This window comes from Spongiibacter nanhainus (assembly GCF_016132545.1).
Taxonomy (GTDB): domain Bacteria; phylum Pseudomonadota; class Gammaproteobacteria; order Pseudomonadales; family Spongiibacteraceae; genus Spongiibacter; species Spongiibacter nanhainus.
This window is the reverse complement of record NZ_CP066167.1, coordinates 1,797,712-1,822,662: the sequence shown is the minus strand read 5'-3', so window position 1 is coordinate 1,822,662 and position 24,951 is coordinate 1,797,712. Positions and strand designations below refer to the sequence as shown.

The 24,951-nt window shown below is 56.4% G+C and carries 20 protein-coding genes; 4 read left to right on the top strand and 16 right to left on the bottom strand.

Annotated elements, in window-relative coordinates; all coding sequences use genetic code 11:
- Positions 1 to 25: 25 nt before the first annotated feature.
- The gene (locus I6N98_RS08245) at positions 26 to 2,185 is read right to left on the bottom strand and encodes a type IV pilus assembly protein FimV (RefSeq protein WP_198571296.1); all 2,160 of its coding nucleotides are present in this window, start codon (positions 2,183 to 2,185) and stop codon (positions 26 to 28) included.
- A gap of 489 nt (positions 2,186 to 2,674) precedes the next feature.
- On the bottom strand, positions 2,675 to 3,937 hold the full coding sequence (locus I6N98_RS08240; RefSeq protein ID WP_198571295.1) for an MFS transporter: 1,263 nt from the start codon (positions 3,935 to 3,937) through the stop codon (positions 2,675 to 2,677).
- A gap of 82 nt (positions 3,938 to 4,019) precedes the next feature.
- Between I6N98_RS08240 and I6N98_RS08235 the strand changes: the two genes are divergently transcribed.
- Positions 4,020 to 5,537 (top strand): AbgT family transporter, encoded by a 1,518-nt coding sequence (locus I6N98_RS08235; protein WP_232787513.1) that lies wholly within the window; start codon positions 4,020 to 4,022, stop codon positions 5,535 to 5,537.
- Positions 5,538 to 5,609: 72 nt separating this feature from the next.
- Here I6N98_RS08235 and phoU read toward each other — a convergent pair whose 3' ends face one another.
- The 10 genes from phoU to I6N98_RS08185 all read right to left on the bottom strand — a co-directional run bounded on the left by phoU (position 5,610) and on the right by I6N98_RS08185 (position 16,750).
- Positions 5,610 to 6,332 (bottom strand): phosphate signaling complex protein PhoU, encoded by a 723-nt coding sequence (gene phoU / locus I6N98_RS08230; protein WP_198571294.1) that lies wholly within the window; start codon positions 6,330 to 6,332, stop codon positions 5,610 to 5,612.
- Between the two features lie 53 nt (positions 6,333 to 6,385).
- Positions 6,386 to 7,135 carry a phosphate ABC transporter ATP-binding protein PstB gene (pstB, locus tag I6N98_RS08225; protein ID WP_232787585.1) on the bottom strand — a complete coding sequence of 250 codons (750 nt, stop codon included), beginning with the start codon at positions 7,133 to 7,135 and terminating at the stop codon, positions 6,386 to 6,388.
- Positions 7,136 to 7,249: 114 nt separating this feature from the next.
- A complete protein-coding gene (gene pstA, locus I6N98_RS08220) occupies positions 7,250 to 8,950 on the bottom strand; it encodes a phosphate ABC transporter permease PstA (protein ID WP_232787512.1) in 1,701 nt (566 codons plus the stop codon).
- On the bottom strand, positions 8,950 to 11,178 hold the full coding sequence (locus I6N98_RS08215; protein ID WP_198571292.1) for an ABC transporter permease subunit: 2,229 nt from the start codon (positions 11,176 to 11,178) through the stop codon (positions 8,950 to 8,952). The genes pstA and I6N98_RS08215 overlap by 1 nt, the downstream gene beginning before the upstream one ends.
- Before the next feature lie 91 nt (positions 11,179 to 11,269).
- Positions 11,270 to 12,241: a PstS family phosphate ABC transporter substrate-binding protein gene (locus I6N98_RS08210; protein ID WP_273475617.1), complete on the bottom strand. Its 972-nt coding sequence runs from the start codon at positions 12,239 to 12,241 to the stop codon at positions 11,270 to 11,272.
- A 90-nt stretch (positions 12,242 to 12,331) separates the two neighbouring features.
- Entirely contained in the window at positions 12,332 to 13,645 is a 1,314-nt protein-coding gene (gene phoR, locus I6N98_RS08205; protein WP_198571290.1) for a phosphate regulon sensor histidine kinase PhoR, read from the bottom strand.
- An 18-nt stretch (positions 13,646 to 13,663) separates the two neighbouring features.
- The gene (phoB, locus tag I6N98_RS08200; protein ID WP_198571289.1) at positions 13,664 to 14,371 is read right to left on the bottom strand and encodes a phosphate regulon transcriptional regulator PhoB; all 708 of its coding nucleotides are present in this window, start codon (positions 14,369 to 14,371) and stop codon (positions 13,664 to 13,666) included.
- A gap of 106 nt (positions 14,372 to 14,477) precedes the next feature.
- Positions 14,478 to 15,332 (bottom strand): formyltetrahydrofolate deformylase, encoded by an 855-nt coding sequence (gene purU / locus I6N98_RS08195; protein ID WP_198571288.1) that lies wholly within the window; start codon positions 15,330 to 15,332, stop codon positions 14,478 to 14,480.
- Between the two features lie 49 nt (positions 15,333 to 15,381).
- Entirely contained in the window at positions 15,382 to 16,230 is an 849-nt protein-coding gene (locus I6N98_RS08190) for an SPFH domain-containing protein (protein WP_198571287.1), read from the bottom strand.
- A 34-nt stretch (positions 16,231 to 16,264) separates the two neighbouring features.
- Positions 16,265 to 16,750: an NfeD family protein gene (locus tag I6N98_RS08185; RefSeq protein WP_198571286.1), complete on the bottom strand. Its 486-nt coding sequence runs from the start codon at positions 16,748 to 16,750 to the stop codon at positions 16,265 to 16,267.
- A 167-nt stretch (positions 16,751 to 16,917) separates the two neighbouring features.
- On the opposite strand from I6N98_RS08185, the gene I6N98_RS08180 reads away from it, so the two are divergent.
- Both I6N98_RS08180 and I6N98_RS08175 read left to right on the top strand, forming a co-directional pair.
- Positions 16,918 to 19,077 (top strand): YgiQ family radical SAM protein, encoded by a 2,160-nt coding sequence (locus tag I6N98_RS08180; RefSeq protein ID WP_198571285.1) that lies wholly within the window; start codon positions 16,918 to 16,920, stop codon positions 19,075 to 19,077.
- 337 nt (positions 19,078 to 19,414) lie between these two features.
- On the top strand, positions 19,415 to 19,621 hold the full coding sequence (locus I6N98_RS08175) for a cold-shock protein (protein WP_198571284.1): 207 nt from the start codon (positions 19,415 to 19,417) through the stop codon (positions 19,619 to 19,621).
- A gap of 127 nt (positions 19,622 to 19,748) precedes the next feature.
- Here I6N98_RS08175 and rlmKL read toward each other — a convergent pair whose 3' ends face one another.
- Positions 19,749 to 21,920, bottom strand: a complete 2,172-nt coding sequence (gene rlmKL / locus I6N98_RS08170; RefSeq protein WP_198571283.1) for a bifunctional 23S rRNA (guanine(2069)-N(7))-methyltransferase RlmK/23S rRNA (guanine(2445)-N(2))-methyltransferase RlmL — start codon at positions 21,918 to 21,920, stop codon at positions 19,749 to 19,751.
- A gap of 395 nt (positions 21,921 to 22,315) precedes the next feature.
- On the opposite strand from rlmKL, the gene rmf reads away from it, so the two are divergent.
- A complete protein-coding gene (gene rmf / locus I6N98_RS08165) occupies positions 22,316 to 22,519 on the top strand; it encodes a ribosome modulation factor (RefSeq protein WP_198571282.1) in 204 nt (67 codons plus the stop codon).
- 49 nt (positions 22,520 to 22,568) lie between these two features.
- Here rmf and rluB read toward each other — a convergent pair whose 3' ends face one another.
- Genes rluB through I6N98_RS08150 form a run of 3 tightly spaced genes read right to left on the bottom strand, consistent with a single transcriptional unit; the run spans position 22,569 to position 24,947 of the window.
- Positions 22,569 to 23,369, bottom strand: a complete 801-nt coding sequence (gene rluB / locus I6N98_RS08160; protein ID WP_198571281.1) for a 23S rRNA pseudouridine(2605) synthase RluB — start codon at positions 23,367 to 23,369, stop codon at positions 22,569 to 22,571.
- 1 nt (position 23,370) lies between these two features.
- Complete coding sequence (gene scpB, locus I6N98_RS08155; RefSeq protein WP_232787511.1) at positions 23,371 to 24,120, bottom strand: SMC-Scp complex subunit ScpB; 750 nt, start codon at positions 24,118 to 24,120, stop codon at positions 23,371 to 23,373.
- Positions 24,121 to 24,122: 2 nt separating this feature from the next.
- Positions 24,123 to 24,947, bottom strand: coding sequence for a segregation and condensation protein A (locus I6N98_RS08150; RefSeq protein WP_232787574.1), 825 nt, complete (start codon positions 24,945 to 24,947; stop codon positions 24,123 to 24,125).
- Positions 24,948 to 24,951 lie beyond the last annotated feature (4 nt).

Genomic DNA, 24,951 nt, shown 5'->3' with positions numbered 1-24,951 from the left:
CAATCCTGGGCAGCGCGCTCCACGACTATGCGGAATGCCCGTTGTAATCGCCGTTATCCACCGCACCATTGAGCTTGTCGCGGATCAACTGTATCTCTGCCAGGGTGTTTTCATCGGCACCGGCAAACTCCATCTGTAAGGCCAGTGCCTCAAATTCCGCCGCTTCGGCCTGGACGGCATACACATCCAGCAGTTGTAGCTGCAGTCCCACGTCATTGGAGTGTTGCAGGGCCGCTTCCAAAATTTCCCGTGCACCGTTGTAATCTTCCAGTGCCATACAGGCTGCGGCTCGCTCGCCAACCGACTTGGTATCGTCCACCAGGGGCCTATCGGCACTCTGTTGATTGAGGTCGATATCATCAAACTCCAGGTCTGACAGGCCGCTTTCTAGGTCGGCAAATACGGACTCCTCTCCCGCTGCAGTAGAGGTATCGGCAAAGTCATCTGGGGCAAACGCGCTGCGGCGTGGCAACTCAGGCGTCTCGCTTTGGGTTTTAGGCACGGCCGGTGTTTGCGCAGCAGTATGCTGAGCATCTATGGCGCTGCGAACATTTTGTGGGGTCGTCCCCGGGAGATCTCGACGATTCTCCTGAGCCAGTTCGCTAAACAGGTCACCAAACTCTTCTGAGGCAGGCGCCCTGGGGCGGGCCCGGGGCGCGGAGACCATCCATTCTGCCTCTCCTTCGCTGCGCTGTTCTGCCAGTGCCGCTGGCACCGGGTCTTTGTCGCCGCGTCGTTGACGCCACCACAGCAGCGCCACTATCACCAATACCGGTAAAGCCAGCCATCGCAGCCAGGCATAGTTGGATGCGGTGCTGTTCGCCAGAGCCGGCATAGCTGCTGTCTCTTCCCTGTCCAGGCTAAACCCGTCGTCGGTATTGGCAGTCGTTGGGCTATCGGCACTGGCCGGGGCGGCGACGTCGACAAGCGGCAGGGAGCGTGTATCGGGGCTCTGAGAAACCGCGGCGATTTGTTCATTCTCGCCGGGCTCGCCAACAGAGGGTGTGTCTGTATTTTGCTCGCCCTGCACCGCTAAGGCGCCCGCTTGTTCATCGCTGCTGGGCTGGCTGTCGCTGCTGGGCTGCCCCGGGGCGGGGTCGGCCTTCGGCACTAGCTCGCCCCCATCGGCCTCAAGCGGGGGATTCACATCGACACGGTCATCGGGGTCGGCACTACCTTGCTGTTCACTCAGCACTTGCAATTGGCGCTGCAAATCCTCCAACTTTCCGGACATCTCCGCCATCGCCTCTGTAACTTGCGATATCTCCCGGCGGATTGCATTCAGTTTATTTTCACCGGCACCGTCAGGGCCGCCACGTGGAGCTTGTGGCTCAGGCGCGGGCTGCGAGACTCGAGCACTGCTGGCCACCTCTGTTTCAGGCTCCGGCAGCTCTGAGGAAGCGCTGCGAAGGGTCTCGGCGCTAACATCCAATGCCACTTGCTCTTTGAGAAGGGCCGGGTCACCACCGACAAAGGCCTGGGGGTTGCTGGCGTATATTTTCGCCATGCGCTGCTTGATAGTCCCGCCAAGGGAGGAACGCCGCTCGGCGGCGATAGACCATAGACTGTCCCCCCGGCGTGTTATGTAGCGTCCGTTTTGAGCTCTTGTGTCGCCACTTTGCGGTGATCGGCTTGAAGACAAAGACGGAGCACGCGAATTAGCAAGCGCGCTCTCGGGGGCCGGATTGCTGGGCGGCGATTGGGCCTCTACTCTGCTGGTCACCTCAGTGGAAAAATTGCGATTGCCGCCTTCGAAAGCTGCTGTAGATGAAGGTGCTCCGCTGCCTGGTAAATCCAGTAACAAGGTGTATTCACGGGAAATGACCCCATCAGGCCAGCGCACGGTCACCACAAAGCTGAGGTAGGGCTCCGTCAGCGGTTGGCGAGTCCGCAAGCGCAATACCCCGGTGTCGTTACTATCTATCGCCGTTTCCAGTAAAAGCTGACGGGGGTCCACCCCTCCCATTGCTGTACCCGTCACGTCATCCCAAACCGCATCCACCTTTACAACCAATTGGTTATCGGAAAGGCCGGCAAGTTGAGTAATCGGGATACGGGCCTCCAGAGGCTGGCCCAATGTAGAGCTGATTGAAGCGTCTCCCAAGCCAAGGGAAAAGGCCGTACTGGCCGATGTGATCGCAGCGGCGAGCACCGCGTAGCTGAGGGGGGAGTGGAACTTGCTCATCTTCTATACCCCATAATTTTATTTCGGGCGCAGATATGCTCCGTCACCGGGGCTCCTTAACCACAATTTAACCGGTTTACGCACCCAAAATACAAGCCATTTTATTAAATACAGCACAAAGGGACCTCCGGCGCCCACCGTTTTAGCTTGTGAATAACTTGGTGAGGCAAAGCTCCGCATAGTGGTTTTGTTAGCTCGACGGAAACAACGCGGTAACAATCACAGGCTCTTGGCTGGCTATTGACCCGGTATCGCCCTTGCTTTGCCCTTGCAATAGCCGAAGCTTAGGCATCATCAGGCCTGGAGTGACTCGGCACTGTCACAATACATCGATTCGCCATGCCAACAGTTTTCCCCAAAAACCGTGCATAAGGTTGTGGATAAAGCTGTTCACTTTCCCGCAAATTCACGGTTCATCGCCACTGGCGAGACACGACTAGTTTTTGTTCAACACTTGGGTCGTTTAGGAAGTAAGAAGCGCTCGCAGAACTATTCACTACCTGCGATGGGGCGGCGGTGTAGATACACCACCACGATCAGAATCGACATCGTCGCAGCTGCACACCAGTATGGATAGCTGGGAGATAACTGGTATAAAAAGCCCCCCACTAGCGGCCCGGTGACAAAACCCAAACCGGCAGCCGCACCAATTAAACCAGCCAGTCCACCCTGCTCATGGGCGTCTACAGTGAGGCTCGCGGCTGCAAAATACGATGGCGCAGTTAGCCCCATTCCAAACCCAAATAGAGACATGCCTGCCAACAACAGGGGCAAAGAGGCCGCATTGGCGAGGATCAAATACCCGACCAGACCAAAGGGAAGTCCCGCTTTAAGGAGGGTCTCCGGTGGGCCATTGAAACGCTGCACAATAACAAATTGCGCAACCAGCATCGCCGCCGCAGAGACCACCATAGAGTATGAAAACAACTGGGCCGCTTTCACGCTATCCAGGTTCAGCAGGTCCTGAAAATAAAAACCCAGGGTCTGCTGGACCATCCCCAACATGCTAAATACGGTGAAACCCACAAACAGGTAAAAACGAAAGCGACGATCAAAAAACGACAATTTGGACGCCACACCGTCCTTGGGCTTGGTCACCGGGAGAGCCGGCAAAGTACGATGAACCAACAACGCCAGCACTGCCATCAAAGTAGCCTGTATATACAGCGGCGCCAGAAAACTGATATTGACGAACCACGCCAACGCCGGCCCCACCATACTGCCCAGCTGATTAAAGGCCTGCAGACGCGCCATGCCTTTGGTCCGTTCGTGGACCGGCGTGATCTCAACCATATACGCCGAGGACGCCGGGTGAGCGGCCGACATCAATGCGGCGTGGGCCGCCCGGGTCACGATCAGCAAGATATACAGACTCGCCCCACCGAGAGCACCAACCAGCCCTAGATAGGCCACACCGTTAAACAACAGCGTGCCGAGGGCATAACCTGTCAAACCAACGATAATAATGGGCTTGCGGCCGCGCCGATCACTGATGCGCCCCCACAGAGGGGCAAACAGGAAAAACACCAATGCTGTGAGCGCCGACAGTGAAGTGATTGCCATCTCGCCGGGACGAATGACAAGGCCGGTAAAAGGCAGTGTGAACGTCAGTGTATGCAGGGACATCTCCCGCCCCAGCATGGGCAATACGGCAAAAACGACAGTTTGCCCCGTCCCCACCGCCATCATCGCCAGGTATAGCGACAGGATGGTTTTCCACGATGAGCTTTGCGGTGGGGCAACTTCAGACACTAGACATTCCTATCACTAAACCATTCTGGCAGTATCGGCAAAGCCCTTAATGATACACGTTTAACCAGTGGAGAGCTTGCGAGTGACTGCCCCGGACCACCCCATCAAACCCGTCAGCCACCGCTGGCTCGACCGCGTTGAAAAGCTGGGCAACCGCCTTCCCCACCCGGTCACGCTGTTTATTTTATTTGCCCTGGCGGTGGTTTTTATCTCGGCCCTTTGCGGTGCCATGGGCGTCGCCGCCACCCATCCAACCACCGACGAGGTCCTTACCGCACGCTCACTGCTTTCTGCCGAGGGCGCACGCTGGATGCTCAGCAGTGCCGTCAGCAATTTTATTCACTTCGCGCCGGTGGGTCCGGTGGTAGTGGCCATTATGGGCATTGCGGTGGCCGAACATTCCGGCTTGCTTGCCTGCCTGCTGAGCTCTCTTGCGCGACGGGCACCACCGCGCTTGCTGAGTACCGCCATCATTTTTACCGGCATACTCTCCAGCATCGGCTTTGATTCCGGCTATGTGGTACTGATCCCTCTGGCGGCACTGATCTTTAAAGCGGCCGGCCGCTCCCCCCTGGCCGGCATTGCCGCCGCTTTTGCCGGCGTTTCCGGCGGTTACAGCGCCAACCTGGTACTGGGTCCCGTGGATGCCATCCTTGCAGGCATCAGCACTGAGGCTCTGCAATTGGTCTCCAGCGATGAGGTACTGGCCTCCGCCAACTACTTTTTTATTATTGTTTCGACCCTTTTTATCAGCGCGATAGGCGCCTGGGTGAACGACCACTGGGTAGAACCCAGGCTGGCGAAACCTGCGTCTTCGGAGCCATTGACCGAAGAACAGGATGCGCCGACAGCCAGCGCCGATAGCCAGCGGCGGGCATTGCGCTGGGTTGGTGTATTTACCTTGGTGTATGTTGTTGCCCTGCTGTGGTTGGTGCTGCCCCAGGATGGCTTACTGCGCAATCCCGACCCCAACGGTCTCACTGCGCTGCCACTACTAAAAGGGATAGTGGTTTTTATCGCTCTGTATGCCGCTATTGCCGGCGCCCTGTTCGGTTATCTCAGCGGTCGCTACCAGCGCTCAAACCAGTGGATAGAAGGGATGGAAAGCGGCGTGGCCAGCCTGGCCACCTATCTGGTGCTCATGTTTTTCGCCGCCCAGTTTGTTAATTACTTTGCCTGGTCCGGTTTGGGCGCCATTGCCGCTATAAGCGGGGCCCAGTGGTTGGCGCAGTTCGATCTCTCCACCACCAGCCTATTGCTAACCTTTGTCCTGACCAGTGCGGCGATCAATCTGTTGATTGGCAGTGCCTCGGCCAAGTGGGCGCTTATGGCACCCATCTTTGTCCCTATGCTCTATGTATTGGGGGTTTCACCAGAGGCGGTGCAGATGGCGTATCGGATTGGGGATTCCAGTACCAATATCATTACGCCACTGATGCCCTATTTCGGGGTGGTGGTTGCTTTTGTACAGCGCCACGAACCCAGCGCCGGCCTCGGCACGCTGGTGGCACTGATGCTGCCCTACTCGCTCACCTTTTTGCTCAGTTGGTCACTGCTGCTTGCGGTGTGGATTGGCTTTGGCCTGCCATTAGGGTACTGATAAAGGGCTGCGCAGCAAGGCTAAAACGCGGCAGATCCGCTTATAGACACAGTGCAGTTTGTTATAAAGCGCTCACTTGCTGTCTTTGATGGTCGCCGCCATCTCATCGAGATCGGCGTGGCGAACATCAGCGCCCTTCACGAGATAGATGACGTGCTCAGCAATGTTCCGGGCATGATCCCCGATCCGTTCCAAGGAACGCAGTGCCCAAAGTACCTGCAACACTGAAGATATCGAGCGCGGGTCTTCCATCATATAGGTGACCAGGCTGCGCATAGCGGTGCCGTATTCCAAATCCACCGCCCGATCTTCCTTGGCGACCTGCAATGCCATATTGCTGTCGAAGCGGGCAAAAGCATCCAGCGCATTGCGCACCATCGCCCCCACGTGATCGCCAATGTGACGTATTTCCAACACGCTTCGAGGCAGGCCGCCCAACTCTGCCAGTTTAATAGCGGAATCAGCAACTTTGCCCGCCTCGTCACCCATGCGCTCCAGATCACTGAGAACTTTGCTGATCGACAGAATCAAGCGCAGGTCACTGGCCGCCGGCTGGCGGCGAGCCAGGATAATGGTGCACTCTTCATCAATGGCCACTTCAAGTGCGTTAACCAATTCGTCGCCCCGGTTCACTTCCTCTGCCAGGCCGGTGTCGAGATTCATAAACGCCGTTGTGGCATCGGCGACTTGTTTCTCGACAATGCCCCCCATTTCCAGCATACGTGTTTTGACGTCATCCAACGCCGAATTGAACTGCTGGGATATATGATGGGAGTGCAGGTCCTTGTCATTCATTACCGCTACCTCAGCCCCGCGGGCCACAATCTACTGTTATTGCTGTTGTTGATTCACCCGTAACGACCGGTGATGTAGTCTTCTGTCTGCTTGTTCCCCGGGTTGGTGAACAGCGTATTGGTATCGTCAAACTCGATCAGTTTACCCATATACATAAAGGCCGTGTAGTCCGACACCCGCGCCGCCTGTTGCATATTGTGGGTAACGATCACAATAGTGTATTTGCTTTTGAGCTCGTAGATCAGTTCCTCAATCTTGAGGGTCGAAATCGGATCCAGTGCCGAGGCCGGTTCATCCAGCAATAGGACTTCCGGCTCCACAGCGATGGTTCTGGCTATGACCAAACGCTGCTGTTGCCCACCGGACATACCCAATGCGTTTTCGTGCAAACGGTCTTTCACTTCATCCCACAGCGCCGCGCTTCGCAAAGAGCGCTCCACCACTTCATCCAAAACGCGCTTCTTGTTGACGCCCTGAATGCGCAGGCCGTAGGCCACATTTTCATAGATGGATTTGGGAAAGGGGTTGGGTTTCTGGAACACCATGCCCACCCGTCGGCGCAAGTTAGCCACGTCGATGCCGCTGCGGTAGATGTTGTCATTATCCAACAGTACTTTGCCGCTGATACGACACTCGTCAACCAAGTCGTTCATGCGATTGAAACAACGCAGCAAGGTCGACTTACCGCAACCACTGGGGCCAATAAAGGCGGTAACTTTTTGCCGGGGCACAGACATGTCGATATTGAACAGCGCCTGCTTCTCACCATAGTAGAGATTCAGGTTTTCTGTGGCGAGGGTCATCGTCTCGTCTGCCAGGGACAACTGCTCAGTGCTGCGACCCAAACTATTCAGGTCAATGCCGCGACGATTCGTTGTAGTAGGCTTCTTTTGGTCCATATCGGCAGCCATAGTCTGTTATATATCCAGCGACTTGTATTTTTCACGCAGATGGTTGCGCAGCGCCACGGCACTGAGGTTCAACAACGCGATAATCACCACCAGGAGTAAGGCAGTGGCATACACCAAGGGCCTGGCAGCTTCCACATTGGGGCTTTGAAAACCCACATCGTAGATGTGAAAACCCAAGTGCATAAACTTGCGCTCCAGATGAAAGTAGGGAAAGTGACCGTCAACCGGTAACGACGGGGCCAGTTTCACTACCCCAACTAGCATCAGAGGTGCCACTTCCCCGGCGGCCCGTGCCACCGCCAGGATCAGTCCCGTCATCATCGCCGGGCTGGTCATCGGCAACACCACTCGCCATAGCGTTTCTGCTTTGGTAGCGCCCAGCGCCAAACTGCCCTCCCGCACATTGCGTGGGATTCGGGACAAGCCCTCTTCGGTCGCCACAATCACCACCGGCAGAGTTAAAAGCGCCAGAGTGATGGACGCCCACAGCAAACCGGGCGTACCAAAAGTCGGTGCCGGCAGCGCCTCCCGGTAAAACAGCTGATCAATCTCGCTACCCAGAAAATAGATAAAAAAACCCAGGCCAAATACGCCGTAGACTATCGACGGAACCCCCGCAAGATTGTTCACGGCAATCCGTATTATTCGGGTCATGGTCCCTTGATGGGCATACTCGCGTAAATACACCGCCGCCATAACGCCAAATGGCGTTACCATCACCGACATAATCAACACCATAATGACGGTGCCAAAAATTGCCGGAAAGATGCCGCCTTCGGTATTGGCCTCTCGGGGGTCATCGCTGAGAAACTCGCCGAATTTACTAAAGTAAAAAACCAGCTTTTGCCCTATTCCCATGCCGTTGGGTCGATAGGCCCGAACCACATCTGCCAGGGCAATGTCTTTTTCTGTGCCGCCAGCGGTCCTCATGGTGACGGAGTCCCGGCTTAACTGCCGATACAGGTCGGCCAGTTGGGCTTGAAAGCTTTGATATTCCGCCTTGAGTGCCTGGCGCTGGGCGTCTATCTCGGCCTGTCGGGACTGGCGCACCAATGGCGCGACATCTTGATCCAGCTCCAGACCGCGCTCTGCCAGGCGCAGTTTTTCCATGCGGTAGTTGATCGCGCCGATATCATCTTTCTCGATGGTATCGATCTGCTCTCGCAGTTCCCGGGCTCGATCCAGGCGCTGCTGAAAGGCCTGCCACTGCGCTTCTTCATCGTTTGAGCCAAGCGCCTCACCACGCTCTTTGACTGCAAGCAGATAACCGTAAAAATTACCCCACTCGCGACGCTCCACCGCCACAGCCTGAACGGGGTACTGGGTGTTGTGTAGGTAGCGGCTAATGACCCAGGTAAAATCGGCACCGGCCACATCCCGGTTGCCGACTTTAACCAATTCCCGGCGGATAAAATCGTCATCGGTATCCAGTGGAACTCCTGCGCTGCGCAGCTGCGCTATGGGTACACTCTCGGATTCGACCCTTTCTGCCAGAATCACCTGAGCGCTCTGGCCCGGCAGTTGATACTGAGCCTGAAACACATCTGCCGGCCAAAAATGGCCAAAGCCCCGCACGGCCAACAATACCAACAAGCCGATTACAGCCAATACACTGACCGTTACCGCCGAGGCGCACAGCCAGACAAAGGGGTCGCCCCGTTTTATCCAGGTTTTCAGGCTATCTGTCGGTTGCTGCTGCAAACTCACTATAGATTCCCGTAGCGTTGGCGCAGGCGTTGACGGACCACTTCCGCCACAGTGTTAACGCAAAAAGTAAACATAAACAGCACAAACGCCGCCAGGAACAACACTCGAAAGTGGGTACTGTCGACTTCAGTTTCGCCAATTTCCACTGCAATATTGGCAGACAACGTCCGCATGCCTTCAAAAATATTGGCGTCCATAATCGGGGTATTACCGGTGGCCATAAGCACAATCATGGTTTCACCCACTGCTCGTCCCATACCGATCATCAAGGCCGAGAATATGCCTGGACTGGCGGTGGGCAAGACCACGCCTACCAAGCTCTGCCAGGTGGTCGCACCCAATGCCAGCGAACCGTAACTGAGATGCTTAGGCACTGAAAAAATTGCATCCTCGGCAATGGAAAATATCGTCGGAATAACCGCAAAGCCCATCGCCACACCGACCACCAGAGCGTTGCGCTGATCAAAATCCACACCGAGATCGTTGGTCAGCCACGCCCGCATGTCACCGTTGAAGAAGGCCTGCTCCATGGGTGCACTGAGCATCACACAACCGACGACGACGGCCAGTACCACCGGCACCAGCAACACCGGGTGAATACCATCGGGAATGCGCTGCCTAAAGGTCAAGGGCAAGCGGGACCAGCCCCATGCCGTCAGTAATATCGCCATCGGCATCACTAAAAACACGCTGAATACCGATGGCAAATTTTTCTCTATAAACGGCGCCAGCCACAGGCCCGCGAGAAAACCTAGAATTACCGTGGGCAGCGCTTCCATCAACTCGATGATGGGTTTTACTTTGCGGCGCAGCGGCGAGGACATGAAATACGCGGTATAGATGGCCCCGCAGATGGCCAGCGGGGCCGCCAACAGCATTGCATAAAACGCTGCCTTCAAGGTGCCAAAGGCCAGGGGTGCAAAACTGTATTTGGGTTCGAAATCGTTATTGGACGCCGACGACTGCCAGATGTAGTCGGGTTCCGGGTAGCTCTCGTACCAGATCTTGTCCCACAGTACCGACCACGAGATTTCCGGGTGTTCATTGTGCAATTTATAGCGGTAGAGTTGGCCACCCGATGTTTCCACCAGCAATGCATCAGCTCTGGGAGCGATGGCCGCAGAGATGACATTTTTGGGTGCCAACTGGCGACTTAACAGACGCCGCTGTGCCGTGCTGTGGAAAATATCAACCTGTCCATCTCGACCTATGGCAAGAAACCCCTTGCGGCGATGCTCGGTCAGCAACTGGGCCAGTTCTGAATTTTGCGACTGAAAATGCCGAACCGTTTGCAAACGGTGGCCGGACGGCCGATCACTGTCCCGCACCACAAAAAACTGGGTGATGGCGCCGCGGTCGCTCGCCGCCATCAGTGAAATGCCACCGAGCAAAAAGCGCACCTGGTTCAAGGTATCGTGTTCAAACAAGCGACCGCGATCCGCTACCGCCCCACTCTGCAGATCAATCAAACGGTATTCACCGCCATTGCTCAGCACATATAACCAGCGTTGAACAGGGCCGACGAGTACGCGATCGGCGGTAATATCCAAAGTAGGCAAAGACAGGGCAACAGGTTGCAAGGTGACCTCGCCGGTCAGGAAATTTTCCTCCTTGCGCCAGCGCTTGCCAACCAACTTGCCAGCGCTGATCCCAATCATCGTTAATGCCCGGTCGCCATCCCGCACCGCCACCGAAGACAGCGGTGCCTGCGCCAATGACACGCCACTGGTCCCTCTGGGGTAATCGATGCTGGGGCGGATTTGACGCTGACCATCGTGATAGCTCAGCCGATAGTTATGCTGGGCCAGTAACACGCGCCCGTCTTCAAGGCCCAATGCCATCAAACGACTGGCTTCGGACTCCAGGCTGAAACTGCTTATTGGCACTTTGCCAGTATCTAGCTGAGTGCGTTGTATTGGTGCTCCGGATCGGGCATCAAAAAACAGCACGGAACCCTGCTCACCGAGCCGCAATGCCACTTCGGCCTGCTCTTCAAGCGCTAAATAAAGGGGGCGGTCGTCAACCGCGATGCGGTAATCACCATCGGCTTCGACTCGAGCCGATTCAAACAGCGGGAGTATCTCGTACAGCAAATAAAAAAAGATCAGCAGTATGGCGACCAGTACACTGACACCGCCGGCGGTAATTGTGGCTGTCGTTGCGCGATCTTTCCATTGCCGCCAGTGCCGACGGCGAGAGGCGGCGGCCTGGACATCAAACTGTGTCATAGAGACTCTGGCTGCCGAAAAGCCGCCATAATATGACATTTTTGTTACAGTTATATGACAGCATCACTGTGGCATACCCCGCCGCTTACCCCTAATCCAGTGCCAACTGACTCCGGACTTTGGTCACAACACTGGCCGGCAAGGGAATATAACCGTCCTTTACCACCACTTCCTGGCCCTGACGGGACAGTACCATTTTTAGAAACTCCCGCTCCAAAGGTGGCAAGGCCTGATTGGGCTTGCGGTTGATATACACGTAGAGAAAGCGCGCCAGCGGGTAGCGCCCGCTTATGGCGTTCTCGGCATTGGCCTGAATAAAGGACTCGCCGTCGGCTCTCGCCAGGGGCACCGCCCGGACGCTGGCGGTCTTATAGCCAATACCGCTGTAGCCAATACCATTAATGGAAGTCGACACAGACTGCACTACCGACGCCGACCCCGGTTGCTCGTTGACACCACTTTTGAAGTCGCCTTTACACAGGGCCTGAGCCTTGAAATAACCATAGGTACCGGACACCGAATTGCGGCCAAACAATTGAATGTCCCGCACTGTCCAGGGACCAGACATTCCCAAATCACCCCAGCGTTTGACATCCTTGGCTTCGCCACACTTGCGGGTGGAGGAAAACACCGCGTCGACTTGCGCCAAAGTCATGCCCTGTAGGGGGTTATCTTTGTGGACAAACACCGCTAGTGCGTCGATGGCCACAGGGACTGCTGTCGGCTTGTAGCCGTGGCGGGCTTCAAAGGCTTCCAGCTCCTTGTCTTTCATCTTGCGGCTCATCGGCCCCATATTGGCCGTTGCCTCGGTCAGCGCCGGTGGCGCCGTTGACGAACCCGCTGCCTGAATCTGCACGTTGACATTGGGGTACAGGCGCTTGAAGTTTTCACCCCACAGCGTCATCAAGTTAGCCAGGGTGTCGGATCCGACGCTAGACAGGTTGCCGGAGATGCCCGATGCTTTTTGATAGTCTCCCAAACCTGGGTCAATGTCCGTCGATGCCGCGCCCAATAATGGCACTGCGGCCAATACAAGCCCTAGTACGCTAGCAAATACTTTCACACACCACTCCATAAAAAATGCAACGCAGCCAAAGCATTGAGTGTATTGGTTGCGGGTGACTCGTTTGTTACAGCTTGGCAAACTCGGGTACTAGATGCCACTGGCATTTGACTGGCGCGATACCGCCATCGACTTGGGAAATACACAACTAAAGCGGCTGCCCTCGCCGGGCACGCTGTGAATTCGCAGTTCGCCACGGTGGCGAAGCAGGACATGCTTGACGATCGCCAGACCCAGCCCGGTGCCACCAGTATCCAAAGACCGGCTCTGATCCACCCGAAAAAAGCGCTCGGTTAAACGGGGCAGGAACTGGGGTTCGATACCGATACCGGTGTCTTCAACTTCAAAGTACAGGTGCTGGCTGTCCTGAAACCAGCGCAACACAATGGTATCGCCCTCTTCGGTGTAGCGCGCCGCATTCATTGCCAGATTTGTAAAGGCGCTGCGCAACTCCCCAGATTGTCCCTTAATGGCCACACTGTCGTCACACTCGACCACCACCTTGCGGTGACCTTTGGCGGCGGTGTGGATTTCCTCGCTTATCATTTCCATCATCGAACGCAGGCTAATCTCTTCCTGCTCGCTGGGCCTTGGCACCGTTTCCAAACGGGAAAGCAGCATTAAGTCCTGAATCAGATTGTGCATCCGCTTGGACTGGGACAACATCTGAGACACAGCCCGATCCCAGCGGGGGTTTTCACCGCCGTGTTCGGCAAAGGTCTCCAGGTAGCCATTGATCACTGTCAATGGAGTGCGCAGCTCGTGGGATACATTGGCCACGAAATCTTTGCGCATTTTCTCCAGTCGATAGGTGCGGGTGACATCTCTGGCGAACAGCAGGCGGTTGCCCTCGGCAAAGAAGCTGACACTGATACTGAGCTGAATTTCAGTATTGACCGGCGATGCTATTTCAAGCGGCGCGGTGTAGTTTTCAGACTCGTAATAGCGCAAAAAGCTGGGGGCCCGGACCAAGTTGATCAACTGTCGACCGGTATCGTCTTCACGGCGAAGTCCGAGCAGCTCCTGAGCGGCATCGTTACACCACTCGATATTGCCTTCCCGGTCCAGCATCACCACCGCGTCGGACATCGAGGCGAAGGAGGCCCGCAAGTAATCGATCATCGCCTGCAGTCGTCTCGCTTCGCCGCTGGACTCCCGCTGCATATCGTAAATGGTGTCGAAAACCTGTCCCCACATACCCATCGCCTCTGGAGGTTCTGTATCCGATCCGCTCTGCAGCCAATCACTCAAACGCTGCAGAGGTCTGAGCATCCAAACACACAGGGCCGATGCCACTAAAAATAGTGGCCAGGGTCCCAGTTCCAGTGCAGCACTCACTGCACTGGTGGCGGCAAGCAAGGAAATGAATCTGACTAACTCAGTCTTCCAGTTGTAATACCGCATCCCCGAGATGGGCCAGCGCTAGGCGCTAACGCCGGTAGTGGAGAAGCGATACCCGGTGCCCCGCACAGTTTGAATTAACTGGCCAAAATCCTTTTCAGCAGTCTGCAGAGCTTTACGCAGGCGGCGAATATGAACATCCACAGTGCGCTCCTCCACATAGACGTTGGTGCCCCAGACTTGGTCCAGTAATTGACCGCGGCTGTAGGCCCGCTCTTGGTGAGTCATAAAAAATTTGAGGAGCTTGAATTCTGTCGGCCCCATGTCCAGAGGACTCTGGTTGGCAAAGACCCGGTGGCTGGCGGGGTCGAGCTTGAGACCGTCCACTTCAATGGCCTCTTCCTGCTCGTCTTTTTTGCCCCGGCGCAGCACCGCTTTGATACGGGCCATCAATTCCCTGGAGGAAAAAGGTTTGGTGATGTAGTCATCGGCACCCACATCCAGGCCCTGAACCCGGTTGTCTTCGTCATCCTTGGCGGTGAGCATAATAACCAACAGGTCTTTGGTCAGCTCTTCCCGACGCAGCCGGCGCAATAGCTCCAGGCCGCTGGTAACCGGCATCATCCAATCCAGCAGTACCAGATCGGGCCGTTTGTCCATAATGAGCCCATGCGCTTCCTGAGCATCGCTGGCTTCCAAACAATCGTAGCCGGCCAACTCCAGACCCACCCTGATCATTTCGCGGATAGCCGCTTCATCATCGACGATAAGAATGGTCTTTGTACTCATTAAACCCACCTTGGTCTCGACTTTGCTGCCAGCATTAAAACGGGATTAATTGACAGTTTCGTGACAAAACCGCAATCAGACCGCTGTTAGCGCGAAAAATGTCAAATTAATCAAATACTACCGTCTTATTTCCCTTCACTAATACCCGGTCTTCAAGGTGGTTGCGTAGGGCCCGGGCCAGAACGGCCTTCTCTACATCTTTGCCCAGGCGCACCATGTCTTCCTTGCTGTGGCGATGGGAAACACGGATCACATCCTGCTCGATAATCGGCCCTTCGTCCAACTGCTCGGTGACGTAATGGCTGGTGGCACCAATCAGCTTAACGCCCCGCTCGAAGGCCTTTTGGTAGGGGTTGGCGCCGATAAAAGACGGCAGGAAACTGTGGTGAATATTGATCATCCGCCCGGCGTAGGCCTGACAAAATTCCGGCGGCACAATTTGCATATAGCGGGCCAGCACCACACAGTCGGCCCGGTACTGGGAGGTCAATTCCATGACCCTAGCCTGGGCCGGCGCCTTGTTATTTTTGTCCACCGGCACGTATTCAAAGGGGATGCCGTGCCACTCCACCATACTGCGCAGGTTCTCGTGATTGGAGATCACCAGCGGGATATCACAGTCCAGCTCGTCACTGTGCCAGCGGTGCAGCAAGTCGGCAATGCAGTGGGAGGCGTGACTGGCCAGAATCACCACACGGCGCTTCTGCTGGGAGTCCACCAGGTTCCACTCCATGCCGTACTCGTCGGCAATCGGGGCAAAGGCCTCGCGGAAGGCGTCCAGACCCAATTTGAGAGACTCCGCCTTTATTTCGTTGCGCATAAAAAACCAGGTGGTCTCAGCGTCGGCGTGGTAGTTGGCCTCGGTCAGCCAGCCCCCCTGCTCGGCAATGAACTGACTGACCTTGGCAACGATCCCCACCCGATCGGGACAACTGATGGTGAGGCGATATGTGTGTTCCATAATTATTACAACTACTCGTACATCAAATTTTGAAAATCGGCGGGCTTTGTTACACTCGATTCAGGATACCGCGCACCGCTTGCGGCAGGTCGGCGGGGAGCACCACCGTTTTGGCGTTGTCGGATTCCGACAGGGCGGTCAGGGAGTCAGCGTATTTCTCCCCCAGTAAATACAACACGGGCAGCTCGTCACCTTTAACCGCTTCAGACACCAGCTGGATTGCCGTGCCACTGGCCTTGGCCAGTACTACTTCCGCCTGGGCATCCCGCTTGGAAGCCTCCAGACGCCCTTCCGCTTCCAGGATGGCCGCCTGTTTTTCACCCTCTGCCTTGGTAACCGCCGCCCGGCGCTGGCGCTCAGCGGCGGCCTGTTCTTCCATCGCCTGCTGCATGGTGGGCGAGGGATTGATGTCCTGGATCTCCACCGTCTTCAGGGTAATGCCCCAGTCGGCAATATCGTCCGAGATACCCGCCTTGAGTTTAGCCTTGATCTGGTCCCGGGATGACAGCGCCGAATCCAGTGACATTTCGCCGATTATCGAGCGCAACGCCGTCTGCACCAGGTTCTGAATGGCGATGGTGTAATCCTCAACACCGTAGACGGACTTCTCCGGCGACACGATATTGATATAGGCCACCGCATTGGCAATGATGACGGCATTGTCCTGGGTAATCACCTCCTGAGAGGGCACATCCAGTACGATATCCTTGGTGGTCACTTTGTAGGCCACGGTATCCACGTAGGGAATAATCAGATTCAAGCCGGGGTTCAGGGTACTGTGATATTTGCCCAGACGCTGAACAATATGCTTGTAGCCCTGAGGGACGGTTCGCACCCCCATTGCCAAGGTCACTATCACCAGTAGCGCCAGGGCGCCGGTTACCGCCAAACCATCCATGTTGTTCTCCTTGTAAAGTAAGGGTCGCGGGCACTCAATCAGATTGAGCTGCCGTCCCCGGTTGCAGCGTAGGCCGCACAATCAGTGAGTTGCCGGAGACGTCCTCTACGGCAACTCTATCGCCCACATCCACCACATCCCGGCATATAAAGGTCCACTCTTCACTGCCCAGCAATGGCACCGAGAAGCGCACCCGGCCGTGGCCAAAACGCTCCACCTGTATCACCATGCCCTCTTGGCCCATCACTTGTTCCTTGGACATGCCAGACAGACTGCGGTCTTTCATCTTGGGGTGAACAAATCGGAACCACACGAACAGGTCCACCACCGAAAGAAACCCCCAGATAAGCAACTGCAGGGTAAAGCTCAAATCGATGGCGGCAATTATCAGCCCGACAGCAATGGCACTGGCACCAAACCACAGCATGACAAAGCTGGGAACGAATATTTCACTGGCCACCAACAGGGCACCCAGCACCATCCAGTGCCAGTACTGTATGTGGGTATTGAGCCACTCCATGATTGCATGTCCAATTTTGACTTATGACGTTGCCGACCCACCGGTGGGGCCAGCCGACCTATTTATGCGTTGTTTTGCTAATTATTCAAGCAGTTATAAGGAAAAAGTTACATATCCGCACGGCATTGTAGTGCCGCCGCGCCCCGCGACACGTATAATCCCGCCCCATGGAACCTCTCGTTGCACCCACTACTCCACCTTTGTTCAGCTACCGCCCCTATTGGGCGGAGTGCTTTGGCACCGCGCCCTTTTTGCCCACCTCCCGCGAAGAGATGGACGAATTGGGCTGGGACAGCTGCGATATCATCATCGTTACTGGGGACGCGTATGTCGATCACCCCAGTTTTGGCATGGCAGTGGTGGGCCGCGTTCTGGAAGCCCAGGGCTTTCGGGTCGGTATTATTGCGCAACCCGATTGGCAGTCCGCCGAGCCATTCAAGGCGCTCGGTCAGCCCAACCTGTTTTTTGGGGTGGCGGCCGGCAATATGGACTCGATGATCAACCGCTACACCGCCGATCGTCGCCTGCGCCACGACGACGCGTACTCACCGGATAATGTCGGCGGCAAACGCCCCGACCGGGCGGTCATAGTCTACGCCCAGCGCTGCCGCGAGGCCTATAAACAGACACCGATTGTGGTGGGCTCTATCGAGGCCAGCTTGCGGCGCATCGCCCACTACGATTACTGGAGCGACAAAGTGCGGCGCTCCATTCTGCTGGACTCCCGAGCCGACCTTTTGCTCTATGGCAACGCCGAGCGCGCTATCGTCGACGTCGCCCACCGGCTGTCCAGAGGCGAGGCGATCAGCGAGATTCAAAACCTGCGGGGTACGGCGTTTATTCGCGATGCGGTCCCGGAGGGCTGGACCGTGGTGGACTCCAGCCAAGTCGACACTCCGGGGAAAATAGACCCGATTACCAGTCCCTATGTGGATACCTCCGCGACCCCCGCCTGCAAAGACGCACAGAATGAGGAGCCTGCGCCCGCTCAAGCCGAGCAAGCAATACGCATCATCGATCCACTGCAAGCCCGCAAAACTGAGCTGGACCCACAGCGCAGCGTGATCCGCCTGCCCGATTACGAGACTGTCAAAAAGGATCCGGTGGCCTATGCCCACGCCGCACGGGTGTTGCACCTGGAGACCAACCCCGGCAATGCCCGGGCCTTGGTACAGCGCCACGGCGACAAAGAAGTGTGGCTCAATCCGCCCCCTATCCCCCTGGAAACCGAGGAACTGGACAGCGTCTTTGAGCTCCCCTATCAGCGCCGCCCTCACCCGCGCTACGGCAAGGCGCGCATTCCCGCCTACGAGATGATTCGCAACTCGGTGAATATTATGCGGGGCTGTTTTGGCGGTTGTACCTTCTGCTCCATTACCGAGCACGAGGGTCGCATCATTCAAAGCCGCTCCCAGGAATCCATTGTTCGGGAAGTCGAGAAAATTCGCGATCTATCCCCCGGCTTTACTGGCGTGGTTTCCGATTTGGGTGGTCCCACCGCCAATATGTGGCGACTGCGCTGTAAGAGTGAGCAGATTGAAAAACGTTGCCGACGCCTGTCCTGCGTTTATCCCGGTATTTGTAAAAACCTGGATACCGACCAGACCCCCCTGATCGATCTCTACCGGGCAGTGCGAAATGTCGACGGGGTGAAAAAAGTCCTTATTGCCTCCGGGCTGCGTTATGACCTGGCAGTGGAGACCCCGGAGTACGTCCGGGAGTTGGTCACCCATCACGTCGGCGGTTACCTGAAAATAGCACCGGAGCACTCCGAAGACAGCCCGCTTTCCAAGATGATGAAACCGGGCATGGGCAGTTACGATCGCTTTAAAGCGATGTTTGACAAGTACTCCAAAGAAGCGGGCAAAGAACAGTACTTGATTCCCTACTTTATTGCCGCCCACCCCGGCACCCGGGACGAAGACATGATGAATCTGGCGATGTGGCTCAAGCGCAACGGTTTTCGCGCCGACCAGGTCCAGGCCTTTTATCCCTCGCCAATGGCCAATGCCACCGCCATGTATCATTCGGGCAAAAACCCGCTGAAAAAAGTCACTCGCAACAGTGAACCGGTATTTGCCGCCAAGGGGCTTAAACAGCGCCGTCTACACAAGGCTTATCTGCGCTATCACGACCCCGATGGCTGGCCGGCGATTCGCGAGTCACTGCAGAAAATGGGTCGGCGAGATCTTATCGGCTACGGCAAAAAACATTTGGTGCCACCGCGTCAACCGGTGAACTGGACTCCCAAAAACGGCAAAGCCGGGGCCAAGGGCAAACGCGTCCTCACTCAACATACCGGTCTCCCACCGCGCGCCCGCAAGTAGCGCCGCTTGGTGGGAAGCATCGCTAGAAGCAAATCGACAAGCGCAGAAAAACACCGCGGCAAGTTCTCGCAATGACCCAGAATGTTTAATAAAGCCGAGCTGACAAATTGCTTTAAAACCTTTCTCAGCAACAAAAAATTCACTATTTCGGCCCCTAAACCGCTTCCTCTGAGCGTGGAGACTGTGTATAAATAACGTGCTGGCTATAGATGCAGCTCGGTTTTATGTAAAAGCACCACGAAGTCGTTTTAAGTACCTCGTTCTGTTTCATAACTACCCTGCCTATTTCAGCTAACGCCAATTCAGGCAACTACTTTTGCACAACGAGGTTAAACTCATGTCCACAACCACCGGTAAAGTAAAATGGTTCAACGAGACTAAAGGTTTTGGTTTCATTGAGCAGGAATCCGGCCCCGATGTATTTGTTCACTTCAGCGCTATTAACGGCTCTGGCTTCAAAACCCTGGCCGAAGGCCAAGCGGTTGAGTTTGAAGTTCAAGCCGGCCAAAAAGGCCCTCAAGCGGCCAATGTAAACGTCATCTAAATGCTGCTGCCGGTGCACCCGGCATCAAGCGATGATGTGAGCGGCGCCCGAGGGCGCCGTTTTTTATGCTTTTTTTACTTACACCATTCTTACTGTCACAACATTTTAAGCAGCACCAAAGCCGTCTCTAGCGATGGGTGATGTACCAGCAATAGTGGATTGGTTTTTTGCGCCGTTTAAAGTCTTCGTCCAGCGACCAGGACGTTCGGTCCTCAACACAAAACCCCTCTGTTACTGCAGCGTCGAGCTGGAAATCCCGGCGATTATTGGAAAAGATCAGCAGCCCCTGTGCCGACAAACGGGCCATTGCCCCCTCAATCAGCGCGACATGATCCCGCTGAATATCCAACACATCCTCCATACGCTTGGAGTTGGAAAAGGTCGGCGGGTCGAGCAGGATTAAATCAAACTCTTCGTCACACTCTGCCAACCACTGCCGGCAGTCGGCTCGCACCGTGCGATGCCGCACCTCGCTTAGACCATTGAGAGACAGGTTGCGGCGCGCCCATTGCAGGTAAGTATTGGACATATCCACCGATGTGCTGTGACGAGCGCCGCCGACACCGGCGTGAACCGTCGCCGCCCCGGTGTAGCAAAATAAGTTCAAAAAGCGTTGGCCTGCAGCGCGTTTGGCTATATCCAAGCGCACCGGCCGGTGATCCAGAAACAAGCCCGTATCCAGGTAGTCGTGCAGGTTTACCAAAAGCTTGGCCTGCCCTTCTTCAACCTCCAGGAACTCGCCGGTTTCGCTCTGACGGCGGTACTGCTCAGTGCCCCGTTGTCGACGGCGTTCTTTGATGGCGATCTTGGTCTCGGGAAGTTCAAATACCTGGGCACAAGCCTCTACCGTATCCCGCAGCCGCTGCCGGGCTTTGTCTTCATCGACGGAAGACGGCGCCGCATATTCAGCGATGTGCACAGCACCGCCATACACATCCACCGCTACGGCATACTCTGGCATATCGGCATCGTAGGCTCTGTAACAGCTGACATCTTCACGCTTGCGCCATTTTTGTAATTGCTTGAGATTCTTGCGCAGGCGGTTGGCAAACATCTCACCGCCGGCACTGAGTTTTGGTGCCACAGCCTCGGGTTGCCCTTGGGCCGAGGTGCGTTCCTTTACCGCGTTGTCGGCATTCACATCAAACAACAGCAGCTTGCTGGGCAGGGTGCCGTTAAGAAACTGGTATTGGCGACGACTGCGCAAACCCATGCGCTTGCCCAGTGAGGGATTACCGGTAAACACCGCCGCCTGCCAACCCTCAAACTCCGCCAACAGCCGCTGCCCCAGATGTCGATAGAGGTGGACCAACTCGGCCTCGTCACCCAACCTCTCACCATAAGGAGGATTACAGATCACCAAGCCAAAGTTCATTTCACGGTGGGTGGGCCGGGTCAGATTGGCCAATTCCCGACGGCTGACCCGGACCTGGCTTTGCAGCCCGGCACGATCAATATTGTCCTGAGCCTGGGCCAGTATTTTGCCGCCGGCGTCGTAACCGCGAATCTCCGGCCACTGGCGAGTCATGGCCACGGCCTGCCGGCGCTGGGCATCCTCTAAAATGCGCTGCCACATATCAGGCCGGTGCTGGCGCCAGCCACTGAAGCCCCAGTAACGCCGCTGCAGTCCCGGCGCGATATCCATCGCCATCATCGCGCCCTCTATCAACAAGGTCCCGGAGCCACAGAGTGGGTCGATCAGCGCCCCTCCCCTGGCAGCGATACCCGGCCAATCTGCCCGCAGCAATAAGGCCGCCGCGAGGTTCTCCTTTAGGGGCGCCATGGCACCGGCCTGTCGGTAGCCCCGGCGGTGAAGGCTTTCACCGGAAAAATCGATGGCAACCACTGCCCGCCCCTTGCGAAGCCGCACATGGATGCGCAAATCCGGGCGCTGTTTGTCCACCGAAGGGCGATCCAGGCCCCGCTCCTGAAACGCATCCACCACCGCGTCTTTGCAACGCAGGGCACCAAAGTGACTGTTGCGGATTTCCCGGTTGCTGCCTGCAAAATCCACCGAGATGGTGCCCCCCGCCGCCACATGGGCGCTCCAGTCAATTGCCTTCATACCCGCATAGAGGGAATCTGCATCGTGGCAGGGGTAGTCATTCAAGGGCAGCAATACCCGGTTGGCCAGCCGCGACCACAGGCACAAGCGATAGGTAACTTCCTGAGGCGCCGACACGCTAACCGCCCCGACTGTTTCCCGTCCAACCTCGGCCCCAAGCGCCTTGCACTCGTCGGCAAGTAGACCTTCCAGGCCTTTGGGGCAGGTGATATTTAGGGCGAGATGTTGCTTCATAGATCCTCGGTTGGCCGTAGTGCCTTGTAAAAAGACTTAGTAATCAAACAGATAATTTGTTTATACGCGCTTTATCTAAAAGATGTCAGTTTTATGAAAAAAAGGTCTTCGACGAAAAGTGTGAATATTTGCTTTCATGGATTTGCAGCGGCTTACGCGGTATCCCTCGCCGCTGATGGTTACCTCAACGACGGGTGGGCTTCCCCAGCCCCACTCTCACTAGGACGCCCCGGGACGCCGGAACGCCGGAACGCCGGGACCGCCTTGACGAGGTGCAAGGGAGTTGCAAGGCCGTTAGACGGTATCACAACTGTGACACTTAACAGCGGCCATACAACTGAACAAAGCAGCCAAGCAATGCAGCAACACGTTGAACCAATGGAGGCAGTTGCCCTATGAAAAGACAGAAACGCGATATGACTGAGCGTGCGTACCAACGTGGTTATCAAGCCGGCATCGGAGGACGGAACAAAGCGCTGTGTCCCCACAGCCAACCCAAAATGAAACACGAATGGATGTCAGGTTGGCGGGAAGGCCGCTCCGACCTGTGGGACGGCATCGACACCGCCACCGCGCTGCAGAAGCAAGCGTTTCACTAACCCCGCTACTTACAAGTTCACTCCAACATCGAACAACGAGACAAAGGCCCTAACGGGCCTTTTTTCGTTTTTCAGGCACCGCACTACTCTCCACCTCATCGGGCGGGGCGATCCCAGCCATGGCGTAGACGTCTTTCACTTCCTTGGGGGCCAGCTCGGTCCATTGCCCGACCTTAACCTTAGAGGGGATAAAGACATTGCCATAGCGCACCCGCTTGAGGCGGTTAACCTGCAGGCCCTGTGATTCCCACAATCGCCGGACCTCCCGGTTGCGCCCCTCCATGATCACCACGTAGTACCAGTGATTGATGCCTTCACCGCCACCGTCAACAATATCGGTAAATCGTGCCACCCCATCTTCCAGGGCCACACCTTTGACCAGGGCCCGCATATTGTCCTCGGTTGCCACTCCCATCACCCGGCACAGGTATTCCCGTTCGATAACGGTAGAGGGGTGCATGAGCTTATTGGCCAATTCGCCGTCGGTGGTAAACAGCAACAAGCCCGTAGTGTTGTAGTCCAAACGGCCCACACAGACCCAACGCTCACCTTTCAGGCGAGGCAGACGATCGAATACTGAACGCCTGCCCTCGGGGTCCTTGCGACTGCAGATTTCGCCCTCGGGCTTGTTATACAGCAGTACCCGGGGGCGCTTGGCCGCTGGCGACGCGGTTTTTATCGCGCGACCATCAAAGGCTATGCGAGCGGCGGGGTCGACCCGGTCCCCCAGACTGGCAGTTTTACCGTTGACCTTTACCCGGCCGTCGCTGATGGCCCGCTCCATTTCTCGGCGGGAACCCAGGCCGGCACGGGCCAGGACTTTTTGTAGTTTCTCGTCAGTAGTGGTCATATCAGCGGCCGTTCTCCAGATAGGGAGATCCATCTGGATCGGCTTCGGCTTCGGCTTCGGCTTCGGCTTCGGCTTCGGCTTCGGCTTCGGCTTCGGCTTCGGCTTCGGCTTCGGCTTCGGCTTCGGCTTCGGCTTCGGCTTCGGCTTCGGCTTGATCAGTGTTCGCCGCCTCAGCAGCCGGGTCAACGCTGTCGTCGCCCAAGGCCAGTTCTCCGTTCAGCGAGTCCAGATCGGCGATCTCTGCCAGGCTGGGTAGCTCGTCCAGGTTGCTGAGATTGAAGTAGTCGAGAAATTTGCGTGTGGTGGCGTACATGGCCGGCCGTCCGGGAACGTCTTTGTGGCCAACCACCCGCACCCACTCCCGCTCCTGCAGGGTCTTGATAATATGGGAGCTCACCGCCACACCGCGGATATCCTCGATATCGCCGCGGGTGATGGGCTGCCGATAGGCAATCAGTGCCAGGGTTTCCAGCATGGCCCGGGAGTAGCGCTGGGGCTTTTCCTCCCACAGCCGGCCCACCCAGGGCGCGACCTCTTCCACGACCTGAAAACGGTAGCCACTGGCAACCCGCTTAAGGGTATAACCGCGCCCCTCGCAGTCGCGCTGAATGTCCAGCAGGGCATCCTGGAGATCGACGGTATCGGGACGTTCATCATCCTCAAATAGTTCGGCCAGGTGTTTGAGTTCCAGTGGCCGTCCTGCCGCCAGCAGGGCGCCTTCAAGTACGCGTTTTAGCTGTTGCTGTTCCATAGTCAACCGGTCTTCGCTTTTACATGGATGGGCGCAAAAGGCTCAGACTGGACAATCTCCACCAATGATTCTTTGATTAATTCCATAACCGCCAGGAAGGTTACTACCACCCCCAGCCGCCCTTCTTCCGCGCGGAACAGGGTGACAAAGGGCATAAAGCCTTGCTGGCCCTTGAGCCGCGCCAGCACTTCCGACATGCGCTCCCGAGTCGACAGTTTTTCCCGCTCCACCTGGTGGCTTTCAAACAGGTCGGCCCGGCGCAGTACTTCCCCCAGCACCATCACCAGTTCCCGCAGATCCACCTCCGGCTCCGGCCGGGTCTTCTCCAATGGCGGCGGCTCCACCTCGGACAGGTGAACCTCGCGCCCCACTCGGGGCAGCTCGTCCAGATTCTCAGCCGCCTGCTTGAAGCGCTCGTACTCCTGTAGACGGCGAATCAGTTGAGCCCGAGGGTCTTCTTCTTCATCGAGCTCTTCCGATGAGCGCGGCAGCAACATGCGGGATTTGATTTCGGCCAACATCGCCGCCATCAACAGGTACTCCGACGCCAACTCGAATTGCATAGCATTCATCATGTTGACGTACTGCATGTACTGCTCAGTGATCTGGGAAACGTTAATTTCCAGAATATCGAGGTTTTGCCGCTTGATCAGATACAACAATAGGTCCAGCGGCCCCTCAAAGGCCTCCAGAAAAACTTCCAGCGCTTCAGGGGGAATATACAGGTCTTTGGGGAGCTCGGTGATGGGCTTGCCCTGCACCACCGCGAAGGGCATTTCACCCTGTTGCGGTAGCTGGCGCAAGGCCTGCAGACTGACGATTTCCATCACC